General features: G+C 73.0%; 20 protein-coding genes. 11 read left to right on the top strand and 9 right to left on the bottom strand.

The genetic code is table 11. The annotated features are described in order from the left end of the window. Window positions 1–299: 299 nt before the first annotated feature. Window positions 300–578, bottom strand: a complete 279-nt coding sequence (locus tag OG948_RS11080; RefSeq protein ID WP_020552991.1) for an Lrp/AsnC ligand binding domain-containing protein — start codon at window positions 576–578, stop codon at window positions 300–302. An 86-nt stretch (window positions 579–664) separates the two neighbouring features. Further along, window positions 665–1,261, bottom strand: coding sequence for an exonuclease domain-containing protein (locus OG948_RS11075; protein ID WP_406295847.1), 597 nt, complete (start codon window positions 1,259–1,261; stop codon window positions 665–667). 297 nt (window positions 1,262–1,558) lie between these two features. Here OG948_RS11075 and OG948_RS11070 point away from each other — a divergent pair, with 297 nt between their 5' ends. The 6 genes from OG948_RS11070 (at window position 1,559) to OG948_RS11045 (ending at window position 8,055) form a co-directional block, all read left to right on the top strand. Beyond that, window positions 1,559–1,795, top strand: a complete 237-nt coding sequence (locus OG948_RS11070) for a hypothetical protein (protein WP_020552989.1) — start codon at window positions 1,559–1,561, stop codon at window positions 1,793–1,795. Between the two features lie 536 nt (window positions 1,796–2,331). Beyond that, a complete protein-coding gene (locus OG948_RS11065; RefSeq protein WP_406300227.1) occupies window positions 2,332–3,633 on the top strand; it encodes an NYN domain-containing protein in 1,302 nt (433 codons plus the stop codon). 87 nt (window positions 3,634–3,720) lie between these two features. Continuing rightward, window positions 3,721–4,044 (top strand): hypothetical protein, encoded by a 324-nt coding sequence (locus OG948_RS11060; protein WP_406295845.1) that lies wholly within the window; start codon window positions 3,721–3,723, stop codon window positions 4,042–4,044. A gap of 169 nt (window positions 4,045–4,213) precedes the next feature. Then, window positions 4,214–5,293, top strand: a complete 1,080-nt coding sequence (locus OG948_RS11055) for an NlpC/P60 family protein (RefSeq protein WP_406295844.1) — start codon at window positions 4,214–4,216, stop codon at window positions 5,291–5,293. 88 nt (window positions 5,294–5,381) lie between these two features. Continuing rightward, window positions 5,382–6,770 (top strand): hypothetical protein, encoded by a 1,389-nt coding sequence (locus OG948_RS11050; RefSeq protein ID WP_406295842.1) that lies wholly within the window; start codon window positions 5,382–5,384, stop codon window positions 6,768–6,770. Window positions 6,771–6,786: 16 nt separating this feature from the next. After that, entirely contained in the window at window positions 6,787–8,055 is a 1,269-nt protein-coding gene (locus OG948_RS11045) for a M48 family metallopeptidase (protein ID WP_406300226.1), read from the top strand. Between the two features lie 71 nt (window positions 8,056–8,126). On the opposite strand, the gene OG948_RS11040 is transcribed toward OG948_RS11045, so the two are convergent. The 3 genes from OG948_RS11040 to OG948_RS11030 form a co-directional block, all read right to left on the bottom strand. Then, a complete protein-coding gene (locus tag OG948_RS11040) occupies window positions 8,127–9,311 on the bottom strand; it encodes an ArsA family ATPase (protein ID WP_406295840.1) in 1,185 nt (394 codons plus the stop codon). A gap of 7 nt (window positions 9,312–9,318) precedes the next feature. Then, window positions 9,319–9,753, bottom strand: a complete 435-nt coding sequence (locus OG948_RS11035; protein WP_406295839.1) for an SRPBCC family protein — start codon at window positions 9,751–9,753, stop codon at window positions 9,319–9,321. Window positions 9,754–9,879: 126 nt separating this feature from the next. Further along, window positions 9,880–10,647 carry a metallophosphoesterase gene (locus OG948_RS11030; RefSeq protein ID WP_406295837.1) on the bottom strand — a complete coding sequence of 256 codons (768 nt, stop codon included), beginning with the start codon at window positions 10,645–10,647 and terminating at the stop codon, window positions 9,880–9,882. 454 nt (window positions 10,648–11,101) lie between these two features. On the opposite strand from OG948_RS11030, the gene OG948_RS11025 reads away from it, so the two are divergent. Next, entirely contained in the window at window positions 11,102–12,907 is a 1,806-nt protein-coding gene (locus OG948_RS11025) for an AMP-dependent synthetase/ligase (protein WP_395862336.1), read from the top strand. Between the two features lie 106 nt (window positions 12,908–13,013). Here the strand turns inward: OG948_RS11025 and OG948_RS11020 are convergent, their stop codons facing one another. Continuing rightward, on the bottom strand, window positions 13,014–14,162 hold the full coding sequence (locus OG948_RS11020) for a glycosyltransferase family 4 protein (RefSeq protein ID WP_406295835.1): 1,149 nt from the start codon (window positions 14,160–14,162) through the stop codon (window positions 13,014–13,016). A gap of 240 nt (window positions 14,163–14,402) precedes the next feature. Here OG948_RS11020 and OG948_RS11015 point away from each other — a divergent pair, with 240 nt between their 5' ends. The 4 genes from OG948_RS11015 to OG948_RS11000 all read left to right on the top strand — a co-directional run bounded on the left by OG948_RS11015 (window position 14,403) and on the right by OG948_RS11000 (window position 18,350). After that, on the top strand, window positions 14,403–15,704 hold the full coding sequence (locus tag OG948_RS11015) for a glycosyltransferase 87 family protein (protein WP_406295833.1): 1,302 nt from the start codon (window positions 14,403–14,405) through the stop codon (window positions 15,702–15,704). A gap of 243 nt (window positions 15,705–15,947) precedes the next feature. Further along, complete coding sequence (locus OG948_RS11010; RefSeq protein ID WP_406295831.1) at window positions 15,948–16,403, top strand: DUF5304 family protein; 456 nt, start codon at window positions 15,948–15,950, stop codon at window positions 16,401–16,403. 165 nt (window positions 16,404–16,568) lie between these two features. Next, window positions 16,569–17,507: an ROK family glucokinase gene (locus OG948_RS11005; RefSeq protein ID WP_395862344.1), complete on the top strand. Its 939-nt coding sequence runs from the start codon at window positions 16,569–16,571 to the stop codon at window positions 17,505–17,507. A gap of 132 nt (window positions 17,508–17,639) precedes the next feature. Continuing rightward, window positions 17,640–18,350, top strand: coding sequence for an endonuclease/exonuclease/phosphatase family protein (locus OG948_RS11000; RefSeq protein ID WP_406295829.1), 711 nt, complete (start codon window positions 17,640–17,642; stop codon window positions 18,348–18,350). A 72-nt stretch (window positions 18,351–18,422) separates the two neighbouring features. Here the strand turns inward: OG948_RS11000 and OG948_RS10995 are convergent, their stop codons facing one another. From OG948_RS10995 to OG948_RS10985, 3 genes are all read right to left on the bottom strand, one after another. Beyond that, entirely contained in the window at window positions 18,423–20,264 is a 1,842-nt protein-coding gene (locus OG948_RS10995; RefSeq protein WP_406295827.1) for a serine/threonine-protein kinase, read from the bottom strand. An 84-nt stretch (window positions 20,265–20,348) separates the two neighbouring features. After that, the gene (locus OG948_RS10990) at window positions 20,349–21,191 is read right to left on the bottom strand and encodes a hypothetical protein (protein ID WP_406295825.1); all 843 of its coding nucleotides are present in this window, start codon (window positions 21,189–21,191) and stop codon (window positions 20,349–20,351) included. Between the two features lie 7 nt (window positions 21,192–21,198). Further along, window positions 21,199–21,978 (bottom strand): alpha/beta hydrolase, encoded by a 780-nt coding sequence (locus OG948_RS10985; RefSeq protein WP_406295823.1) that lies wholly within the window; start codon window positions 21,976–21,978, stop codon window positions 21,199–21,201. Window positions 21,979–22,092 lie beyond the last annotated feature (114 nt).

Raw genomic sequence — 22,092 nt, 5'->3', positions numbered from 1 at the left:
GCTGGGGTGGGTGGGTTTCGGTGGGTTGATGCGGTTCGGCTGCGCCCGGCTCGGGGGTGGGGTGGCCCGCCGGGGGTGTCCTCAAGCGCCGGACGGGCTGAGTGGCCTCAAGCGCCGGACGGGCTGATTTGGTGTTCGGCCGGCGCTGGGCGTCGGCTCCGCTGGGTTGGCCTCAAGCGCCGGCCGGGCTGGATTTGGTGTCGTCGGGCGGTGGGGCTGCGGTTTTGATTGCGTCGGGAGGGGTGTTCTCAAGCGCCGGACGGGCTGGGTCCGGGCGCTTTGGGGCGCCCGGACCGGGGTTATTCCAGGCCGATGGCGAAGGCGGCTTCGAGGTCGTGTTGGGAGTAGGTGCGGAAGGCGATGTGGGTGGTGGTGGCCTCCACGCCGGGGACCTTGTTGAGGTGGCCGGGGATGACGTCGGCCAGGTCGTCGTGGGCGCGGACGCGCACCATGGCGATCAGGTCGAATTCTCCGGTCACCGAGTAGACCTCGCTCACGCCCTCGATCGCGGCGATCGCCTCCGCGATTTCCGGGGTCTGGTCCACACGCGTCTTGACTTGCACGATCGCGGTGATCACGGGTAGTCCTCCGGCTCTCGACGACAAGGTGCCCGAGCTTAGTCGGCGCACGTGCGCCGGGTGGTGTCGGTGGCGCGACCGCGGCTTCACCCGATCGAAGTGGTTTGCTCCGGCCACACCCTGGGTGCGGCCGGCCGGCCCAGGGTGAGCAGGTCGGACAGTTCGTGCCGGCCGCTCGCGTGCATCCGGCCGATGAAGGCGCGCAGGACGTGCGCGGTCGCCCGGGCGTCGGCCAGCGCTCGGTGGGTCGGGTCGGTGGGCGCCTCGAAGTACCGCGCGAGCGTGCCCAGGCGCATGTTCGGCACCGTCCCCGGCGGCAGCAGCGCGCGGGCCAGCGCGAGCGTGTCCACGACCCGCAGATCGGGCCACGGCGCGTCGCAGGCGAGGCTCGCCGCACGCAGAAAGCCCACGTCGAAGGGGGCGTTGTGGGCGACCAGGATGGCGTCCTCGGCGAACCGGGTGAACGCCGGCAACACCAGTCGCAGCGGTGGCGCGTCGGCCACCAGGTCGTCGGATATCCCGGTCAGGTCGGTGATGAACTCCGGGATCGGTACGCCGGGCGCGACCAGGGTCGCGAACTCGCCCAGACGGTCCGATCCGCGCAGGCGTACGGCGGCGATCTCGGTGATCCGCGCCTCCTGCGGATCGAGGCCGGTCGTCTCCAGATCGACGACCGTGAACACCTGACGCTCCACCTCGTCACGAATCGCTCGGGACCCGGGCATGGTTCGCAACTCGTGGCCCGGGGCGATACTGTCCGGCGGGCGGGAACGCCGCGGCCGGTCGGCCGCCGGCAAGCCCTGATTCGCCGAACCTCGTGACCGGCAATCCCGGTGCGCGGTGCTGCTCATGTACCGGACGGTACGTTTCCGGCCCGACACGGCCGCGCCCAGGTACCTCTCGCCGCCCGGCATCATGGGTGTACGCGGGCCGCTCGCGGACCGGCAGACGCTCGCAGACCAGACAGGAAGGGAACACGCATGTCGATCCAGGCCCCCACCGAGGACACCCGGTGGCGTTGCTCGCTGTGCGGCAACCTGACCCGGTTCGACGTGACGCGGACCACCAAGGCGGTCGAGTTCACCCACCTCGACCTCGCGGGCGTCGCCCGGGTCGAGGAGCGCGAGATCGTTTCCGACGAGATCGAGTCGGTGCGCTGCCGCTGGTGCAACGCGACCGACTCCGTCGAGCTGGTGGCGCGACCCGACGCGAGCTGAGTGCCGAGACCGTGCGGCGACAATGGGACTGTGCATCGTTTCGGCATCGGGGCGGCCCGGCGCGGCCGTCCCCGCTCCGGAACACGCCATGATCAAGGCGTCGGCGTCCCGGCAACGGTGACGTGGGGAGGGGCCTCAAGGGAACGGGAAGGACCGGAGGAGCAGTGAGCGGACCGGATACCCGCGCGGACGAGGTCACGCCTGCGCACGCCGCCGAGGCCGCCGAGGCGGTGCCGGCCGCCGAGCCCGACCTCGACGCGCAATCCCGGGCCGAGGCGGAGACCGACCCGGTGTCCGTCGACTCCGAGTCCGCCCCGGAGGCACCCGTCGACCACGCGGTCGATCCGGAGCCGCACGGGCCCGCCGCCCCCGCGGCCCACGCGCATCCGGCCGGGCCGGCGAGCGCCGAGGCCGATCCGAACCCCACCACCGAGCCCCGTGTCGCCGCCGGTGCGGATGCCGACGCCTGCGCCGAGCCCGGTGCCGTCGGGGCCGACCCGGAGCGTGGTGATCCGCAGGTCGTCGAGCCCGAGGCGTTGTCCGGGCCGTTGCCCGAGGCGGTCCGGGTGCGGGTGATCTCGGTGGCCGCGGACGCGCTCGGCACGATGACCGCGGACGAGGTGCCCGGCCCGCTGCGCCGGTTCGCCCGGTTCACCCACCAGCGCCGGGCCAAGTTCGCCGCGACGCCGCTGGCCGCCGCGCTGGAGAACGACCCGGTGTTCCGGCAGCGCATAGCGGAGCGCTTCCGCAAGGGCCTGCCGGAGATCTCCGAGGCGCTCGAGGCCGGCAAGGTGCCCGCCGCGGCCGACCCGCTCGACGTGGCCGCCGCCGCGTACCTGCTGCGCCCGCGCGGCTGGGTCCGACTGATCGAGACCGCCGGCGACGCGGCCAAGGAGGCCGCCGCCGATCGCGCCGAGGCCGAGGCCGCCGAGACGTTGTCCCGCCTCGAGCACGAGGTCGGCGTACTGCGCGCGGCCTCCAAGACCGAGCACGAACGGCTGCGCGCGGAGCTGGAGACGGCCCGCAAGGAGGCCGACCACCTGCGCCGCCAGGTCCGCGGCCTCCAGGGCAGCGCCAAGCACGAGGAGAAGGAGGCCCGCCGGGCCCGCTCCGAGCTGGACGCCGTGCGGGTCGAGGCGCAGGCCGCGGTCGCCGCCGCGGAAAAGGAGGCGCGCCGGCTGCGCGGTCGCGTCGCCGAGGTCGAATCGGCCCTGGAGGCCAGCCGCCGGGCGGCCCGCGAGGGACGCAGCATGGAGGACACCCGGGTCCGGCTGCTCCTGGACACCGTGCTGGAGGCCGCCCAGGGGCTGCGCCGCGAGCTCGCGCTGCCGCCGGTGGGCATCCGGCCCGCCGACATGGTGGACGCGGTGGTGCCGGGCGCGTCCGGGATAAAGGACATCGCGCAGCGCGCGCTGGAGGGCGACGACCCGGCCCTGCTCGACCAATTGCTCGCGCTGCCGCAGGCGCACCTGGTGATCGACGGCTACAACGTGACCAAGACCGGCTATCCCACGCTCGCGCTGAACAAGCAGCGCGACCGGCTGGTCGGCGGCCTGACCGGGCTCGCCGCGCAGACCGGCTGCGAGGTGACCTGCGTGTTCGACGGCGCGCAATTGGACGCGCCGGTGCTGCTGGCTCCCGCCCGCGGGGTGCGGGTGATGTTCAGCAAGCCGGGCGAGACGGCCGACGAGCTGATTCGCCGGCTGGTCCGGGCCGAGCCGCCGGGCCGCCCGGTCGTGGTGGTCTCCACCGACCGCGAGGTGGCCGAGGGCGTGCGCAAGGCCGGTGCCCGCCCGGTGCCCTCCACCATGCTGCTGCGCCGGCTCACCCGCGGCTGACCCCGGGCGCACGGGCGCCGTTCGCACCGCGTGTCGGTGCCGCTCCCTACCGTTGACGAGGAAAGTCGACGAAAGGGGAGAAGCCACATGCGCATCGCCTGTCGTACGCACCGCGGCCGAGGGCGCGCCGGCGCCGGCTGCGCGATTCCGGCCTCGATCGGGCCGGCGTTGATCAGCGTTCGTTCGATCGATTCCGGTATGTCGTCCGAATTATCATTTGTTTCGCAATACGCCGACTCCGGGGAGTACGGCGAGCACGCCGATCAGCTCGACTACGCCGAGTTGGACGAGGAAACCCTCACCACGCTGCGGCTGTTCGCGGCCGAGGGGATGCTCGCGGCGGCCGGCGCGCAACTGTGCGACAACGGCGAGATACCGAGCGTTCGTCGATCGGTCGAGCGCGAAAGGTGATCGCCGGATGACCTTTTTCGGAGAATTGGCGAAGAGTGATACGGAATTCGCCGATTGATTTGAAGTGATCATGTTTGGGTCACTAAGGTCGCCGGTCGAGCGCCCGAGAAGCACTCGACCGTCCGGCCCGGACGGCGGGTAGCCGGGCCCGGAGAAGGAGCCCACCTCCGTGGCGTCCCATCGCAGGCCGAAGGCCGGCAAGACCCGGGTCACCGTGTTGACCGCCACCGCCGTCACGGCGGTCGCGTTCGCGTCGAACGTTTCGTACGCCGACCCGGCGCCCTTCCAGGAGCGGGTGCGGCAGCGGATCGGCGAGCTGTACCACCAGGCCGAGGCGACCACCGAGGAGTACAACGGCCTCGCCGAGCGGCAGGAGCGGTTGCGCGAGCAGGTGGCTCGCGCGCAGGGCCGGATCGCCGACGCGCAGGCCGAGCTGGTGGTCCTCCAGGGCGACCTGGGCTCGATGGCGGCGGCGCGGTACCGCGGCGGCGGCGTGGACCCCACGCTCGCGCTGCTGATGTCCGAGAGCCCGGACGAGTACCTGTCCCGGGCGTCCGTCCTGGATCGGCTCGCCGAGCGGCAGCGGGACGCGGTCGTCCGTGCCCGGTCCACCCGGCGCGCGCTGGACCAGGAGCGTCGCGAGGCCGCCGACTCGCTCGCCGCGCTGGAGACGGGCCGCAGGGATCTCGCGGCCAAGCGGGCCGACGTCGAGCGCGAACTGACCCGGGCCCGGGAACTGCTGAACACGCTCGACGCGTCGGATCGGGCCCGGTTCCTGGCCGCCGACGGGCCGGCCGAGGGGTCCGCGGGCGGGTTCGTCGACGGCACCGATCCGAACCGCGCCTCGCGCGACGAGGCCCGGCCGGGGTCGGCGCGGGATGCCCGGACGGCCCCGATCGACGGCCGTGCGGCGATCGCGGTGGCCGCCGCGACCAGGGCGCTGGGCAAGCCGTACGTCTGGGGCGCCGGCGGCCCCGACTCCTTCGACTGCTCCGGGCTGACCGGCTGGGCGTGGCAGCAGGCCGGCGTGGTGCTGCCGCGCACGTCGCAGGCGCAGGCCGGCGCGGGCCGCGCGGTCCCGATCGCCGAGATCCGGCCCGGTGACCTGGTCGTCTACTTCGGCGGATACACCCACGTGGGCGTCTACGTCGGCGCCGGGCGGATCATCCACGCCCCCAAGCCCGGGACGAACGTGCGCTACGCGCCGCTGAGGTCGATGCCGATCGCCAAGGTCGTCCGCCCCGCCTGACCGCCCCCGGCCCGTCGGGGACCCGTTCGTCGCGGGCCCGGTCCCGGCGCGGACCGGGCGCCGGTCGCGCCCACGTTACGATCGACCGGTGGATGACCCGAATCGGGCCGCGCGCCGGATCCGCAGCCTCCTGCCGGTCCTGATCGTGGTGTGTGCGCTTGCCCAGCTCGGGGCCGTCCTCGGGGTCACCCGGTTCATCGCGGACACGGTGACCGACGCGCCCCCGCGCGCCCACTCCGGGGCCTCGAAAACCCCCGGCCGGACCACCGCGGACGGCGACGAACAACACGCGAACGCGCGCCGGATAGCGATCGGGGCGCTGCTGGAGCGGCGAGCGGGCGCGGTCCTGTCCCGCGACCGCGAGGCGTTCACGAGCACCCTGGATCCGCAGAACGCCGAGTTCCGGCAGTCCCAGATCGGCGTCTTCGACAACATCGCCGAGGTGCCGTTCGCCGGCTGGGAGTACGAGGTCGTCACTCCCGACGCGTTCGAGCTCTCCGACGCGCGCAAGAGCGCGCTGGGCGCCCCCGTGCTCACCGCGCACGTCGACCTCCTCTACCGGATCACCGGACACGACGTGGCTGCCGTGCGGGTGCCGCAATACCTGACCTTCGTGCTGCGCGCGGGCACGTGGTACCTCGCGGCCGACACCGACGGCGCCGCGACCGGGATGCGTACTCCCGCCCAGGTGTGGGATCTGGGCCCGGTCACCGTCGTGCAGGGCACGCACAGCACGGTGCTCGGGATCGGTACGCGCGACGTGATCCGCGAGTTCGCCGACATCGCGGACAAGGCGGTACCCCGGGTCAGCGCGGTCTGGGGGGAGTCCTGGCCCGGGCGCACGGTCGTCGTGGTACCCGGCACCCAGGCGCAGATGGCCCGACTGCTGGGCGCCGAACCGGGCAAATACGCCAAGATCGCGGCGGTGACCACCGGTGAGCGCGGCGCGGCGGCGGACGCGGCCGCCGCCGACCGGGTGATCGTCAATCCGGACGCGTTCCGCGAGCTGGGCGACCTGGAGCGCCGGGTGGTGATGACGCACGAGATCGCCCACGTGGCGAGCCGCGCGTTCACCCGGGCCTGGACGCCGACCTGGCTCTCCGAGGGCTTCGCGGACTACGTCGGCTACCTCGACTCGGCCCAGACGATGCGCACGGCGGCTCCCGAACTGCGCCGCGACGTCAAGGCGGGCAAGGTGCCCGAGCGGCTGCCGGCCGACGCGAGCTTCGAGACCACGCAGGAGGACCTGCCCCAGGCGTACGAGATGGGCTGGCTGGCGTGCAAACTGATCGCGGAGCGGTGGGGACAGGCCAAGCTGGTCGACCTGTACCGTACGGTCGGCGCCGAACGGCCGCCCGGGGTGGACGCGCCCGACTCCGCCTCGGCGCTGGCGTCGGCGATGGTGTCCGTCCTGGGCACCAACCCCGACTCCTTCACCAGGACCTGGCTGGACTACCTGCGGACGCAGGCCGGATGACGGGGGCGTGGCGGGCATGTCGGTCCAGCGGTTGTTGCTGATCTGCCTGGTGTGCACGGGCGCGCTGCTGCTGGTGGCGGTCGTGGTGACCACGCCGTGGCGCCCGCTGGCCGAGCCGCCCGGCGGCTTCACCCACCCGGACGCGGCCCGGGACTTCACCGCCGCCGAGATCGCCCGGGGTCGTTCGCTGGCCCGGGCCGCGCGCCCGCCCGCCTACCTGTCCATGGCGCTGTCGCTGGTGGTCTCCCTCGTGCTCGGGCTCACCCCCGTCGGCGCGCGGATCATCGAGGCGGTCGCCCGCCCGCTCGGCGGCGGATGGGTGTGGCGGATCCTGCTCGGCGGCCTGGCGCTGGCCCTGATCGGCCGGCTGGTGACGCTGCCGTTCGCGGCGCGCCTGGAGGTGGTCCGGCGACGATACGGCCTGTCCGTGCAGTCGTGGGGGAGCTGGTGGCTGGACCTGGCCAAGGGCTTCGCGATGTCCACCGGGTTGTTGCTGGTGGTCGTGCTCGGGCTGTACGCGCTGATCCGCGCGCTGCCCCGGGCCGGCTGGCTGCTCGCGGCGGGAGCCGGCGCGCTGCTCGTGGTGGCGATCTCGTTCCTGTACCCGCTGGTGGTGGAACCGGCGTTCAACAGGTTCCACTCGATGCCGGACGGGGAGTTGCGCACGTCGCTGATGCAACTGGCGGAGCGGGACGGGGTGCCGGTACGCGACGTCCTGATCGCGGACGCGTCGCGGCGGACCACCGCGCTCAACGCGTACGTGTCCGGATTCGGCTCGACCCGGCGGATCGTGGTCTACGACACGACCGTGCGGGACGCGGATCCGCGCGAGGTGGAGCTGATCGCCGCGCACGAGCTGGGGCACGCCAAGCGCAACGACGTGCTGCACGGCACGCTGATCGGCGCGGCGGCGCTCGCGGCGGGCGTCTGCGCGTTGGGCCTGGTGATGACGTGCGCGCCGCTGCTGCGCCGGGCGGGCGCGGACGATGCGGGCGATCCGCGCTCGCTGGCCCTGCTGCTCGCGGCGGTCGCCGTGATCGGCACACTGGCCGGACCCGGCGAGATGTTGATCAGCCGCCGCCTGGAGGCGCGCGCCGACGTGCACGCGCTCGACCTGACCCGCGACCCCGAGGCCTTCATCCGGATGCAACACAGCCTGGCGGTGGCCAACCGCTCCAACGTCACCCCGAACCCGATCCTGCAGTTCCTGTTCGCCTCACACCCGTCCGCTCCCGAGCGCATCGCGCTCGCGCGCGACTGGGAGCGGCTGCACGGCAAGGGGTAGGTCGGATGCGGTAGGTCCGGGATCCGCGTCGATCGCCACGGGCGTCGGTGTCCTCGTCGTCCTCGTCGCCGTTACGTCGACGAGCGCATCCACACCGCCGGGTCCGGGACGAAGCGCACGCGCAACATGCCGTCCCGCAGACCCGCGCCTTCGATGACACAGCGTCGCAGCGCCGACGGGAGCTTGATCAGGCGGCGGTTCGGGCCCACCGTGATCACCAGTTCGTCGCCGCGGCGGAGCAGGTCCAGGTCGTCGCGATCGGTGCCCGGCAGCGGCAGCAGCAGCGACAGCCGCTCGCCGTCGCGCTCGATCAGATGCTCGTCCTCGGCCGGGCCGCCCGGTCGCACCGGGCCGAAGTGGGCCGCCACGTCCGCGAGTTCGGCCGCGCCCAGCGGTTCGGCGGCCAGCGTCGGGATCTGCGCCAACGGCACCCGCGGGAACAGCGCGCACAGCGCGTCCACCGTCTCCCGGGCCACCTCGGCCCGCGAACGCACCGCCGGATCGGGCGAGTCGGCGGCGCCCACCCCGTTCACGATCACGTCCTCGATCCGGTGCCCGTACAGCGCGAGCGCCGAGGCGGCCCGGCGCGCCGCCGCCAGCGCGACCGTCCCGGGTCGCAGCACCACACGTACGGTGGTCGTCGGCGCGGCCACCAGCGAGCGCAACACCGCCAGTTCGGCGGTCACCCGCCGGGCCGTGTCGTAGACCCAGTCCTCGGGCATCGGCACACCGGCGACCGCCGCCAGCACCGGCCGCAACGCCCGGGCCGCCTGCCGCTCCACCGGCAGCAGGCGATCGAGGTAGCGGGCCAGCCCCTCCGGCAGCGCCAGCGCCGGCACCGCGCGCTCGACGGCCGGCAGGTCGACCACGATCAGCTCGTGGCGCCGCGCGCTCACCGCCCGCGCGAGCACGCGCAGCGCCAGCACGTCGCCGGCCCCGGGCAGCACGGTGATCTCCTCGGGATCCAGCGGATCCACCCCGACCACCGCGAGCGCCGCGCCCAACTGGCCCTGGACCAGCAGGAACTCGCGTTCGAACTCGGCCCGCGCGCCGACCCGCTGCACGGTCAGGTCCGGCAGCACGTCGGACGCGTCCGTGCCCACCGGCAGGTCCAGGACCGCGTCCATGTCCCGGGTGCCGTCGGCGGCGAGCAGCAGCGTGCGTCGCCCGGCCCGTGCCGAGGCGACCGCCGTCGCCGCCGCGACGGTCGTGCGTCCGGCTCCCGGCAGGCCGGTGACCAACAGGACCCGCGTCACCGCCGGGTCAGCTCTCGACGCGCTTCTTGAGCCCGGTCAGGGCGCGATCGATGATGACCTTCTCCGCCTTGCGCTTGAGCATGCCCAGCATCGGGATCTTGACGTCCACGGTCAGTTCGTAGGTGACGTCGGTGCCGCCGCTGATCGGGCGCAGCGCGTAGCGACCGTCGAGCGCCTTGAGCATCTGGCTGGTCACCAGGGTCCAGCGCACCTCGCGGTCGCCGTCCCACGTGTAACCGAGCACGTGTTCGTCGCTGATCACGCCCGCGTCGAGCTTGAAGCGCACGCGCACCGCGCGCCCGCTCGCCTCGTCGATCTCGAGGACCTCGGTCTCCTTGACCTCGCCGGTCCACTCGGGATAGCCCTCGAACCCCGCGATGACGGCCATGACCTCGGCCGGCGTGGCGTCGATCGTGATGGTCGAGCTGGTCCGTTCAGCCATCGTGAGGAGTCCTCCGGAAGCTCGCGTAGCCGTTGTGGCTGTCCCGGACAAACATCACCGGATGCTTGGGTACAGCCGATCCGCTCGAAGGCTATCGTGCCCGACCTGCGCGTACGTGGCACCGGCTCACCAGGTGAGGACGTACGGTTTCCCGGTGGCCTGGAAATGCCCCACGTTGATGCATTCGGTACGCCCGATCCGCATCCGCGCCCGCAGCGGTTGGTGCACGTGACCGAACAGCACCAGATCCGGCCCGGTCTCGTGGATGGCCCGCAGCACCGCCTCGCTGCCGCGTTCGAACCGGCGCGCGACCACGTCGTAGGTCAGGTCCGGGACCGCGGGCGGGATGTGGCAGCACAACACGTCGACCCGACCGACCGCGGCGACCTTGGCCGCGTACTCCTCGTCGGAGATCTCGTACGGCGTGTGCATCGGGGTGCGCAGCCCGCCGCCGACGAAGCCGAAGGTGCGACCGCCGATCTCGACCACCTGGCCGTCCAGCACGGTCACGCCCTCACGCGCGTAGTCCGGCCACAGGTCGGGCACGTCGACGTTGCCGTAGGTCACGTACGTGGGCGTCGGGAAGGCCGCGAACAGCGCGGCGTACTGCCGGCGCACCGCCTCCTCGATCGCCGCGCGGGCCCCACCCGGCACGCCCGCCCACAGTGCCCCGGAGAACTCCCGGGCCTCGGTGAACCGGCGGGCGTTGCGCAGCGCGAGCAGCCTGCGGGTGTTCTCGACACCGAACAGGTCGGTGAAGATGCCCCGGTCCAGATCGTGGTAGTCGAGGAAGAGCACCAGGTCGCCCAGGCACACCAGGGCGTCGGCGCCGTCGCCCGCGTGGGCGAGTGCCTCGGCAGCGCCGTGGACATCGCTCACCACGTGGACCCGCATGTCGGTCACTGTACTGACGGGCCGGAACCGAAACCGACGGCGCGGTGGGGTTGCCTCCGTCACACCCGCCCTCGGCGACGAATCGATACTCTCGACATGCACGACCGAATCGGGACGGATGGGAGCCGGGCGCCCGCACGGGATCCGAGTCGATCCGGGCGTGGGCTTGTCCGTGGCGTGAGACGGGGCACAGGATCATCGGGACCTCTGTCCCCCGGACCTACTTGCCAGTAACGTCTGCCCCCGTCGACGAAACGGGCAAGAGCCACCGACGAGCCGCACCGACGAGACCCAGCGAAGAGACCCAGCGCAGAGACGGACCGGAGACGGACCGCGGAAACGGACCGCGGACGGACCGGCGAGAGCCGCCGGCGAGTACGACCCGCCGGCGACACAGACAACGGCAAACGGCAGCGCCGAACCCCCGGCGCCGAGACCGCAACGAGGAGCATCAGTGCGCGAGTGCAGCGTCCCGGCCCTGGCCGAGGTTCCCGCCGAGGGCAACCTGACCGACCTCATCAAGCGCAACGCCGCGGAGGCACCGGATGCCGCGGCGCTCGCCCGCAAGGTGGGCGGACGCTGGACCGACGTGACCTCGACCCGGTTCCTGGCCGAGGTGTACGAGGTCGCCAAGGGCCTGATCGCGGCGGGCATCGAGCCCGGCGACCGGATCGGCCTGATGTCGCGGACACGCTACGAGTGGACGCTGATCGACTTCGCCATCTGGTGCGCGGGCGCGATCTCGGTCCCGATCTACGAGACCTCCTCGGCCGAACAGCTCGAGTGGATCCTGTCCGACTCGGGCGCGCGTGCGGTGATCGTGGAGAACACGGCGCACGAGGGCGCGGTCGAGCGGGCGCGCGAGCGGCTGCCCGAGCTCAAGCACGTATGGCGGATCGACGAGGGCGACGGCGAGGCCGCGGTGGCCGCGCTCACCGCCGGCGGGCGCGACGTGGCCGACGCCGTGGTCGAGGAGCGCAGCGCGACGCTGCGCGCCGACTCGGTCGCGACCATCATCTACACCTCCGGGACCACCGGGCGGCCCAAGGGCTGCATCCTCACGCACGGCAACTTCCAGGCCGAGCTGGGCAACGTGGTCGCGCTGCTCGAACAACTCTTCATTCCGGAGAAGTCGAGCTGCCTGCTGTTCCTGCCGCTCGCGCACGTGCTCGGCCGGATCCTGGAGATCGGCTGCGTGATGGCCCGCGTGCGGGTCGGGCACTGTCCGGACGTCAAGGAACTGACCACGGAACTCGCGTCCTTCCGGCCGACCTTCGTGCTCGCGGTGCCCCGCGTGTTCGAGAAGGTCTACAACTCGGCCTCGGCCAAGGCGCAGGCCGACGGCAAGGGCAAGATCTTCGACATGGCCGCCGAGACGGCGATCGCCTACAGCGAGGGCATGGACGCGGCGAGCATCAGCCTGGGCCTCAAGCTCAAGCACAAGGTGTTCGACAAGCTGGTCTACGGCAAGCTGCGCGCGGCGCTGGGCGGCCAGGCCACCCACGCGATCTCCGGCGGCGCACCCCTGGGCACCCGCCTCGGGCACTTCTTCCGCGGCATCGGCTTCACCGTCCTGGAGGGCTACGGCCTGACCGAGACGTGCGCCGCGCACACGGTCAACCCGGCCGTCGGGATCCGGATCGGCTCGGTCGGCCGGCCGGTGCCCGGTTCGGCGGTACGGATCGCCGAGGACGGCGAGATCCTGGCCAAGGGCCCGAACGTGTTCACCGGCTACTGGAAGAACGAGGCGGCCACCGCCGACGCGTTCGAGGGCGACTGGTTCCGCACCGGCGACATCGGCGTGCTCGACGACGACGGCTTCCTGACCGTGACCGGACGCAAGAAGGAGATCCTGGTCACCGCGGGCGGCAAGAACATCGCGCCGGCCGTGATCGAGGACCGCATCCGCGCGCACCCGCTGATCAGCGAGTGCATGGTGGTCGGCGACCGCCGCCCGTTCGTCGGCGCGCTGATCACCATCGACCCGGAGGCCTTCCCGACCTGGAAGGAGCAGCACGGCAAGCCCGCCGACGCGACCGTCGCCGACCTCGCCGAGGACCCGGACCTGCTGGCCGCCGTCCAGGACGCGATCGACGAGGGCAACAAGGCCGTCTCGCGGGCCGAGGGCGTGCGCAGGTTCCGCGTGCTGACCATCAACTTCACCGAGGAGAGCGGCCATGTGACGCCGTCCCTCAAGCTCAAGCGCAACCTCGTGCTGCGGGACTTCGAGCAGGACATCGAGAAGATCTACGAGGGCTGAGCCCGAGCCTGCCCGACGTCGTCGGAAGGCGCTCGCTCGCGACAGCGGAGGCGGGTGGTCCGGGGGTTCCCGGGCCGCCCGCCTTCCGCTTTCGGCAGGTCGCGGCTCAGCCCGCCCGGTCCGGGTCCAGCAGCCCGCGCAGCCGCCGCGACAGCAGGTCCCAGCGCCATTCCCGCTCGACCCAGCGCCGCCCCGCCGCGCCCATCCGGGCCGCCTTCGCCGGGTCGGCCAGCAGACCCGCCACCTTGTCGGCGACCGCGGCGGGCGAGCGGCCGTTCACCACGTAACCGGTCTCGCCGTCCAGGACCGCGTCCGGGGCGCCGCCCGAGTCGCCCGCGACCACCGGCCGACCCACCGCGGACGCCTCCAGGTAGACGATGCCCAGGCCCTCGACGTCCAGCCCCTTGCGCCGGGTCCGGCACGGCATCGCGAACACGTCGCCGGCCTCGTGGTGCGCGGGCAACTCGGCCCACGGCACCGCGCCGGTGAACACCACCGAGTCGCGCACCCCGACCTCGTCGACCATCGCCTCCAGCCGGTCCCGGTACGGCCCGGCGCCCACGATCAGCAGCGCCGCGTCCGGCACCCGGCGCCGGATCCGGGGCAGCGCTCGGATCAGTACGTCCTGGCCCTTGCGCGGGACCAGCCGGGACACGCACACCACCACGCGACGATCGCTCAGCCCGTGCCGGGCCCGCACCTCGGCCCCGCCGACGTCGGGGCGAAAGACCTTCTCGTCCACGCCGGGCGGCAGTTGCACCATCCGGGCGGCCGCCGCCGGGGTGAGCGCGGGCGCGATCCTGCCGCGTGTGTACTCGCCCAGGTAGGTGACCGTGTCCACCCCCTCGCCGATCCGCCGCAACAATTGCCGCGCGCCCGGGAGCACCGCCCAACCGGCCTCGTGCCCGTGTGTGGTGGCCACCAGTCGCTCGACGCCGACCGCGCGCAGCCGGGGCGCCATCAGGCCCAGCGGTGCCGCCGCGCCGAACCACGCGGTGTCGCAGCCCTCGGCGCGGGCGATCTCGCGGGCCCGGCGGACCGCGCCGGGAGTGGGCACCAGCATCGGAGTGCGGTCGCGCACGATCGGGAAGGGCTGCTCCGCGTCGAACGCGGCCATCTCCGCCCGGTCCTTCCACGACGACGTGTAGACCACGACGCCGTCCGCCGGCAGCCGCAGGGCCATGGAGTGCACGAAGGACTGGATGCCGCCGGGGCGCGGCGGGAAGTCGTTGGTGACGATCAAGGTCTTCATCACGAACGAGGATCCCAGACCCGGGAATCCTTGCCGCGGACCGCACGACCGAGGATCCCGGGTCGCCCGACCGAGGGCCGCGGATCGCCCGGCCGAGACTTTGGGACGGCACGCTCGGGGCCCCGGACCGGCACGCTCGAGGTCCGGACAGGCACGACCGGGTCGCCCCGAACCGCGACCCGCGGACCCGGCAGCGTCGCCGATACGCCCGGATCGACCCGGGCGCCTCGATACGATCCGACGGTGAGCCCTCCGCAGTCGCACCGTGTCCGGAACGCGTTTCGGACCCCGTCGGGTGCCCTGTGGACCATCGCGCTGGTCTGGGCGGCGACCCGAATCCTGTTGCTGCTGACCGCGATGGACGTGCTGCCCAACCCGTGGCCGTTCGTGACCGGCGACGCGCGGGCCATCTACCGCGAGTGGTTCCACGTGCTGCGCTCGGGGACCTTTCCGGTGGACGACGTGCGCTGGCAGTACCCGCCGGGCGCCGCGGGGGTGCTGCTGCTGCCCGGATTGTTGCCGTTCGACTACGCGACGTCGGTCTACCTGCTGATGCTCGCCGCCGACGCGGTGGTGTTGTGGCTGCTGGTCCGGACGATCCCGCGCGGCGGCTCGCCGTACGGCGCGGCCCTGTGGGTGGTGGCGGTGCCGCTGCTGGGGCCGATAGTCCTGGCCCGCTACGACCTCGCGGTGACCGCGCCGACGGTGGCCGCGCTGCTGCTGATCGGCGGGCGGCGCACGGACCGCAACCGACTCGCGGGCCTGCTCGCGGGCGTCGCGGCGGCGATAAAGGTATGGCCGGTGCTGATCTTCGTCGGACTGCGCGGGCGGGGGCGGATGGCCCGGGTGTACGGCTGGACCCTGCTCGGCGGCGCGGCCGTGGTGCTCGGCTTCGCCGTCGCGCTGCCCGGCGCCTTCGCGTTCCTGGGCTACCAGCGCGAACGCGGCATCGAGGTCGAGTCGGTGTTCGCGCTGCCCTTCCACATCGCGACCCGGCTGGGTTGGAGCGGCCGGGTCCAGGAGAGCTACGGCTCGCTGGAGTTCCACGGCCCGTACGTCTCGGCGGTCGGCCGACTCAGCCTGGTCGCCACCGTGCTCGGCTTCGGCTGGCTGCTGCTGTGGCGGGTGCGGGCCCGCCGGTTCACCGACACGACGGCGTGCGACGCGGCGCTGTGCGCGTTGCTGATCTTCGTGGTGACCAGCCGGGTGATCAGCCCGCAGTACCTGGTGTGGCTGATCGGCCTGGCGGCGGTGTGCCTGGTGCGGCCGGACACCACGCAGCGTCCGCCGGCCGTATTGCTGCTCTGTGCGATGCCGCTGACCATGCTCGAATTCCCGATCTGGTTCGGCGAGCTGCTCGGTTCCCAGCCGCACGCGGTGCTGGCCCTGGGACTGCGCAACGCGCTGCTGGTGGCGGCGACGGTGGTGTCGGGACGGCGGTTGTGGCGGGCGAGTCGGGCCGTCGAGGACGCGGACGTGGCCCGGGCGCCGGATCCGGCCGCGACGGTCGATGCCGGCCGGCGGCCGGCAAAGAGCCCGGTCTAGTGCCGCGCCCGGCACTAGGCAGGCTCGGTGCGGGGGAGCCGGCGCCGTCCCGAGGCTCGTTTCCCGGCTCGTCTTTCCCGGGCTCGATTCCGGGGCTTGATGCGGGGGCTCGATGCTGCGGCTCGATTTCGTGCCTCATGGGGGTGCGCGGGTTCGGCGACGGCATCGTCGGGTTTGCGGTCTCGGATCGTTCGCGCGGGGTTCCGTTCGCGTTGGGGTGCGCGAGCGCGGACAATGCGTCGGATGGACCGAGACGAGCGGGTGACGGGCAAGGGCGCGGCCGGGGACGGTGCGGACGCGTGGGCGGACAACACGGACCCGGTGCCGCCGGACGAGGCGGACGCCGGCTCCGCCGACGAAGGGGCGCACACGGAGCGTGACGGCGAGCGGGTCGATCCCTGGGCGCGGCTCGGGGAGGAGGCGCGCAAGCTCGCCGAATCGTTGAGCGGGGCCGACAAGGGGGACGAGGCACCCGCCGCGCGGTTGGCGGAGGAGGCGCGCAGGTTGGCCGAGACGCTCGTGGAGCAGGCCGGCGCGGTACGCGAGCAGGTGGTGCGCAGGCATCCCGAGGTCGCCGCGCACCTGGCCGCGGCCGGATCCGAGCTGGCCTCCGCGTACCGGGCCTTCGTGGGTGACCGGGAGCGTCGGTGGGCCGCGCGGCCGGCGGAGACCGAGCGGATTCGGCTCGACGACGAATAACCGGCCCTGCGCTCCGGGCCGCGTCGCCGGCGCCGTCGTCCCCCGGTCGACCGCCCGTTTCCGGGTATCCCCACGATGACCTGCGGGCGTACGGGTGGGGTGGACCCGGGGAAGGGACCAGTACGATCCGTTGCGGGCAATGCACGCGAACGAGCTTGGGACGACATGGGACTCACGATCGGTGTCGACATCGGTGGCACCAAAATCCTCGCGGGCGTGGTCGATGCCGACGGGGTGATCCTCGATCGGCTCAAGGTCGCGACCCCCAAGGACGCCGATGGCACCGCGCGGGTGATCGCCGAGGCGGTCAACACCCTGCGCCGGAACCACGTCGTGGAGGCGGTCGGGCTCGGCGCGGCCGGTTTCATCGGCGCGGACCGATCGACCGTGCTGTTCTCGGCCAATGTCGGCGCGTGGGTCGGCGAGCCGCTGCGCGACCGGATGGAGGCGCTGATCGGCCTCCCTGTGGTGGTGGAGAACGACGCCAACGCCGCCGCGTGGGGCGAGGTGCGCTTCGGCGCGGCCGCGGGGCACACCAACGTGATGTGTGTGACCGTCGGTACCGGCATCGGCGGCGCGATCGTGTTCGGCGGCGAGTTGTACCGGGGCGGTGGCGGGATAGCGGGTGAGCCCGGACACATGCGGGTGGTCCCGAACGGCATCGCCTGCCCGTGCGGCAACTACGGCTGCTGGGAGCAGTACGCCAGCGGCAGCGCGCTGACCCGCTACGCCCGCGACCGCGCGGCCGGCATCCCCGAGGCGGCGGAGAAGCTGCTCGCGCTCGGCAACGGCACGCCCGCCGGGATCCAGGGCCCGCACGTCACCCAGGCCGCGCTGCTCGGCGACCCGGTCGCGCTGGCCGCCTTCCGCGAACTCGGCACCTGGCTGGGCCAGGGGCTGGCCGATCTGTCCGCCGTGCTGGACCCCGCCGCGTTCGTGATCGGCGGCGGCGTCTCCGACGCGGGCGACCTGCTGCTGGTCCCGGCCCTGGAGACCTATCGCAGCGTGCTGCGCCGAGGGCACCGGCTGGGTGCCGAGGTCGTGGTGGCCACGCTGGGCAGCGACGCGGGACTGGTCGGCGCGGCGGACCTGGCCCGCCGCTGACCGGTATCGCGACGACGCGCGATACCGGTGCCGCGCCGACGCGCGGACAATCGCCGCCCGACGAGCGGGCGGGCGCATGGCTGGTCGATCGTGGTTCGGGCCGGGCGGTCCGAGCCGGGCAAGGGGGCTCCAGTGACTGTCGGTACCGGTGAGATCCGGGTCATGTCGTACAACGTGCGCTCGTTGCGCGACGATCGCGAGGCCCTCGTGCGGATCGTCCGACACTGCGCGCCCGACCTGCTCTGCGTCCAGGAGGCGCCCCGGTTCCTGCGCCGGCGGCACGCGGTGGCCCGATTCGCGCGCGAGTGCGGCCTGGTGGTGATCACCGGCGGCGGCACCGCGGCCGGTCCGCTGCTGCTCGGCGGCCTGCGGGTGAGCGTACGCCGGGCGAACGACGTGCTGTTGCCGCGGACGCCCGGGCTGCATCAGCGTGGCATGGCCACCGCCGTGGTCGAGGCCGGCGGCGCCGAGTTCGCGGTGGCCAGTACCCATCTGAGCCTGGACGCCGCCGAGCGGCTCGAACAGGCCGAACTGGTGCTTCGCCGACTGGCCGGCCTCGGCGTCGAACACCGGGTGCTGGCCGGGGACTTCAACGAGTCGGCCGGCCGGCCGGCGTGGGACCGGCTGGCCGAGGAGTTGCAGGACGGCTACGCGACCGCGCCGAACGGCTCGGAGTTCACCTCGCCGCGCCGCGACCCCGGTCGCCGGTTGGACGGTGTGTTCGTGTCCCAGGGCATCGAGGTGCTCGGCTGTGGCGTCCCCGACGACGTCACGGACGCCGACTACACCGCGGCCTCCGACCATCGCCCGGTGCTGGCCGACCTGCGGGTGCCCACCGCCTGACGGCGGATCTGGCGGATCGGGTGGTGCGGGTGAGCCGGGAGGCGGGCCGGGCGGGCCGGGCGTTCGGGCGGGTCAGGGCTGGAAGCTCGCCTTGAAGCCGGCCAGCAACTCCTGGGTGGCCGGGTCGTTCCAGACCGCGTCCGGGGTGTCCATGTACAGCGAATAGCCGCGCCCGGACGGGACCGTGAAGCCGAGGTTGAGCACGTGGTGCTTGACGGTGCTGCCGAAGGTGAAGTGCCAGGCGGCGGCGCGGTAGTCGCGGTAGTCGGCCTTCTCGATGCTCAGCCGCTGGTAGTTCGGGAAATTGCCGCGCACGTCGGGTTCCAGGTTCTTCCAGTCCTCGACCGGGTCGGTCGGTGAACTGGCGACGGTGTCCACGTTGAGCTTGAGCGTGCGCTCCGCGTTGGCGAAGAACTCCTGCGAGCCCTCGGTCTTGACCTTGCTCCAGCCCGGCGGCAGGCCGATCCGGTAGGGCGTGGTCGAGCCCGTGTACGAAGTCCAGCCCGCCGGCAGGCCGTTCGTCTCGGGAGGCGGTTGCTGTTGTTGCGTGGTCTGCGGCGTGGTCTGCGCCGGCGGGCCGCTCGGGCTCTGCTCCGGCTCGGTGCTCGGCGGCGGCTGGGTGAGATTCCCCGCGGCCGGGGCGGACCCGGCGGAACTCGGCGAGGCCGGTGGAGAGGGAGTGGCACGCGGGCCGGCCGAATCGGTGCCGCCGGCCTTCGCGTTGGGCTTCTTGTCGTCGGCCGGGACGATCAGGAAGAGGATCAGGCCCACCACGACGCCGAAGACCACCAGGGCCGCGATCGCGGCGGGCAGTGGCAACCACGGGAACGCGCGCGCCGGGCGGTCCTCCCGGACCGGCTTGGCGGGTTTCGCGGGCGGGGCGACGAGTGACGATGCGATCTCCCCGTCGCCCCGGGGTATTTCGTCCGAATCCGGGTCGGTGACGCGCACCACGGGCACCATCGCGGGTATCGACTCCGCCTTCGACTCCGCCTTCGGGTCCGCCTTGGGGTCCGCCGCCGGTGCGGGCCGGGGCAGCAGCGGTGCGGGCGACAGCGGCAGCGCCCGGGTGGCCGCGTTCTCCTCCCGGATCTCGCGCAGCGCGTCGCGCAGCATCGCCTCGGCCTCCGCCGCGTCCGGCCGCTCCTGCGGATCGCGGGCCAACAGCGCGCGCAACACCGGGTCGAGCGCGCCCGCGTGCTTGGCGGGCGCCGGGTCCTCGCTGACGATCGCGGTCAGCGTCGCGAGCGGCGTGGAGCGCTCGAACGGCGCTTTGCCCTCGACCGCCGCGTACAGCGTCGCGCCGAGCGACCACAGGTCCGAGGCCGCCGTCGGACTCAGGCCCCTGGCCCGCTCCGGCGGGATGTACGCCGGCGCGCCGAGCACCACACCCGACTGGGTGACCGACGAGTCGCCCTCGACCACCGCGATGCCGAAGTCGCTGAGCACGGCCCGGTCGTCGAGCGTGATCAGCACGTTGCCGGGCTTGACGTCGCGGTGCAGGATCCCGGCCGCGTGCGCGGTGCGCAGCGCGTCGATCATGGTCAGCCCGATCTCGGCGACCCGGTCGGCGGCCATCGGGCCGTCGCCGCGGATCACCTCGGCCAGTGAGCGCGAGGGGACCAACTCCATGACGATCCACGGCCGATCGTCCTCCTCGACCACGTCGTAGACGCGCACCACCGAGGGATGGCTCAGCCGCGCGGCGGCCCGGGCCTCACGCGCCGCGCGCTCGCGCAGCCGGGCCCGGTCGGCCTCGTCCGCGCCGGGCTGCGGCAACATCTCCTTCACCGCGACCTCGCGCCCCAAGACCTCGTCCCGAGCTCGCCAGACCGCACCCATGCCGCCTCGCCCGAGTCGGTCGGCGAGCAGGTAGCGCCCGCCGATCAGGCGTCCCTCGTTATCCGCGTCCACGCAAGGAAGGTACCCGGACCCGGACCTCGAATGCGGGATGACGTCCCGTCAGAACCGGTCGCGAACAAGGCACATGAGGTCGAATCAGACCACGGCGCCGTCGTCCGGGTCGTCCTCGTCCCGATCTCGCCGCATCCGTGCCACCAACGCGACGAATCCGCCGGTGAACGCGGCGAACGCGGCGAACGAGGTCCACGGTCCGACCGCGCGGCCGAGCAGCACCGACACGAGCAGATACAGCGGACCGCCGACCAGCGCGATCCAGGCGATCTTGGTGGCCGCGTCGGTCTTGGGCAGCGGCGGCGGCGGAGGCGGCACGAAGTGCTCCTCCGGATCCTCGTGCAACTCGTCGATCACCGGCGGCCCGGGCGGCGCCAGCGAGTAGTCGCGCGGTCCCGCGGCCGCGGGCAGCCCGACCTTGAACGATCCCTCGCCCGGTTCGTCCCGGTCCGACCGCTCGCCGCCCAGGTCCTCGGCCACCGGCCAGCGCGGGACCGGGTCGGCCACGTCGTTGTCGAAGGACGCGACGATCTGCGCCCACACCTCGTCGTCGCCCGGCCGGTCGGCGGGCGACTCGGGTTCGCCCCGGTCGGTGCGTTCGCCCCGCTCGGCGCCTTCCGCGCGCGGCGGATCCACCTTCGGGATGTCCGCCGGTCCGGTCGCCGCCTCCTTGGCCCGGGTCCGGGGCGAGGACGGCTCGGTCAGCGAGCGCAGGATCGCCCGGGCCCGCGACGTCGCCGTCGCGTCCACCCACAGGCGCTCGATCTCCTCGGGCTCCTCGTCCGGATCCCGGGGTTCCAACGTCGAGACGTATGCCGCGACCCCCGCGTCCCGCAGGGCGACCAGCATCACGTCCGCCGCCTCGGGGTCGAGGTCGGTCAGGGGCTTGAAGGACTCCGCGTCGAGTCCGTTGCCACGTCCGCGCACCGTTCGTTCAGTCCCTCTCGGCCGTCTCCGGGGCTCGCGCGTCCGGCGCGAGCCGGCGTACGAACTCCAGGCTGGATGCGAAGATCCGTTCCGCGTCGTGATCGAGCGTCGCCACGTGATAACTGTCGTTGAGCAGGACGTCGGTGACGTCCGTGGAGGAGATCCTGGCCAGCACCGTCTCGGAGTTGGCCGGCGAGACCACGTGGTCGTGCGGACTGTGCAGGAGCAGCACCGGCTGGGTGACCTGCGGCAGGTCGGCGGAGACCACGCGCCAGAAGCGGGACAGCGAATAGGCCGCCTTGACCGGCGTGCGCGAGTAGGCGAGCTCGACCGAGCCCTCCTTGCGGATGTCCGACGCGATGCCGGGCGCCGATGATATGACGTGGCGCAATACCGGCAGCAGCTTGATCTTCGGGTCGTCGGCCTGCACGGACGGGTTGACCAGCACGAGGCCGGCCACCTTGTCGCCGTGCTGCTGGGCCAGCCGCAGGGCCAGGCCGCCGCCCATCGACAGGCCCATCACGAACACCGTGTCGCAGCGCTCGCGCAGTCGGTCGAACGCGCGGTCCACGGTCGCGTACCAGTCCTGCCACGTGGTCAGGTTCATGTCCTGCCAGCGGGTGCCGTGACCGGGCAGCAGCGGCAGCGACACGCTCAGCCCGGCCGCGGCCAGGTGTTCCGCCCACGGTCGCAGCGACTGCGGTGTGCCGGTGAAGCCGTGGCAGAGCAGGACGCCCACGGGACCGCCGTCGTGTTGGTGGGGCTCGGCACCGGGCAGGATCGACACCAACGGGCTCCTTCGGGTGACGGGCTTGGCGGGACCAGCCGGCCGGGTGGGCACCACGAGGTTGTGGCGACCGGTGGACGACGGCGATACAGGTTCCATAACGGGGTCGACAGG

It is taken from the genome of Embleya sp. NBC_00888 (assembly GCF_045207655.1).
In the GTDB taxonomy this organism is placed as follows: Bacteria; Actinomycetota; Actinomycetes; order Streptomycetales; family Streptomycetaceae; genus Embleya.
This window is presented reverse-complemented; position numbering and strand designations above follow the sequence as displayed.

Coding starts and splice junctions, on each gene's coding strand:
- OG948_RS11070 (WP_020552989.1), top strand. CDS start 1,559: ATGTCGATCCAGGCCCCCACCGAGGACACCCGGTGGCGTTGCTCGCTG.
- OG948_RS11060 (WP_406295845.1), top strand. CDS start 3,721: ATGCGCATCGCCTGTCGTACGCACCGCGGCCGAGGGCGCGCCGGCGCC.
- OG948_RS11045 (WP_406300226.1), top strand. CDS start 6,787: ATGTCGGTCCAGCGGTTGTTGCTGATCTGCCTGGTGTGCACGGGCGCG.
- OG948_RS11035 (WP_406295839.1), bottom strand. CDS start 9,753: ATGGCTGAACGGACCAGCTCGACCATCACGATCGACGCCACGCCGGCC.
- OG948_RS11030 (WP_406295837.1), bottom strand. CDS start 10,647: ATGCGGGTCCACGTGGTGAGCGATGTCCACGGCGCTGCCGAGGCACTC.
- OG948_RS11010 (WP_406295831.1), top strand. CDS start 15,948: ATGGACCGAGACGAGCGGGTGACGGGCAAGGGCGCGGCCGGGGACGGT.
- OG948_RS11005 (WP_395862344.1), top strand. CDS start 16,569: ATGGGACTCACGATCGGTGTCGACATCGGTGGCACCAAAATCCTCGCG.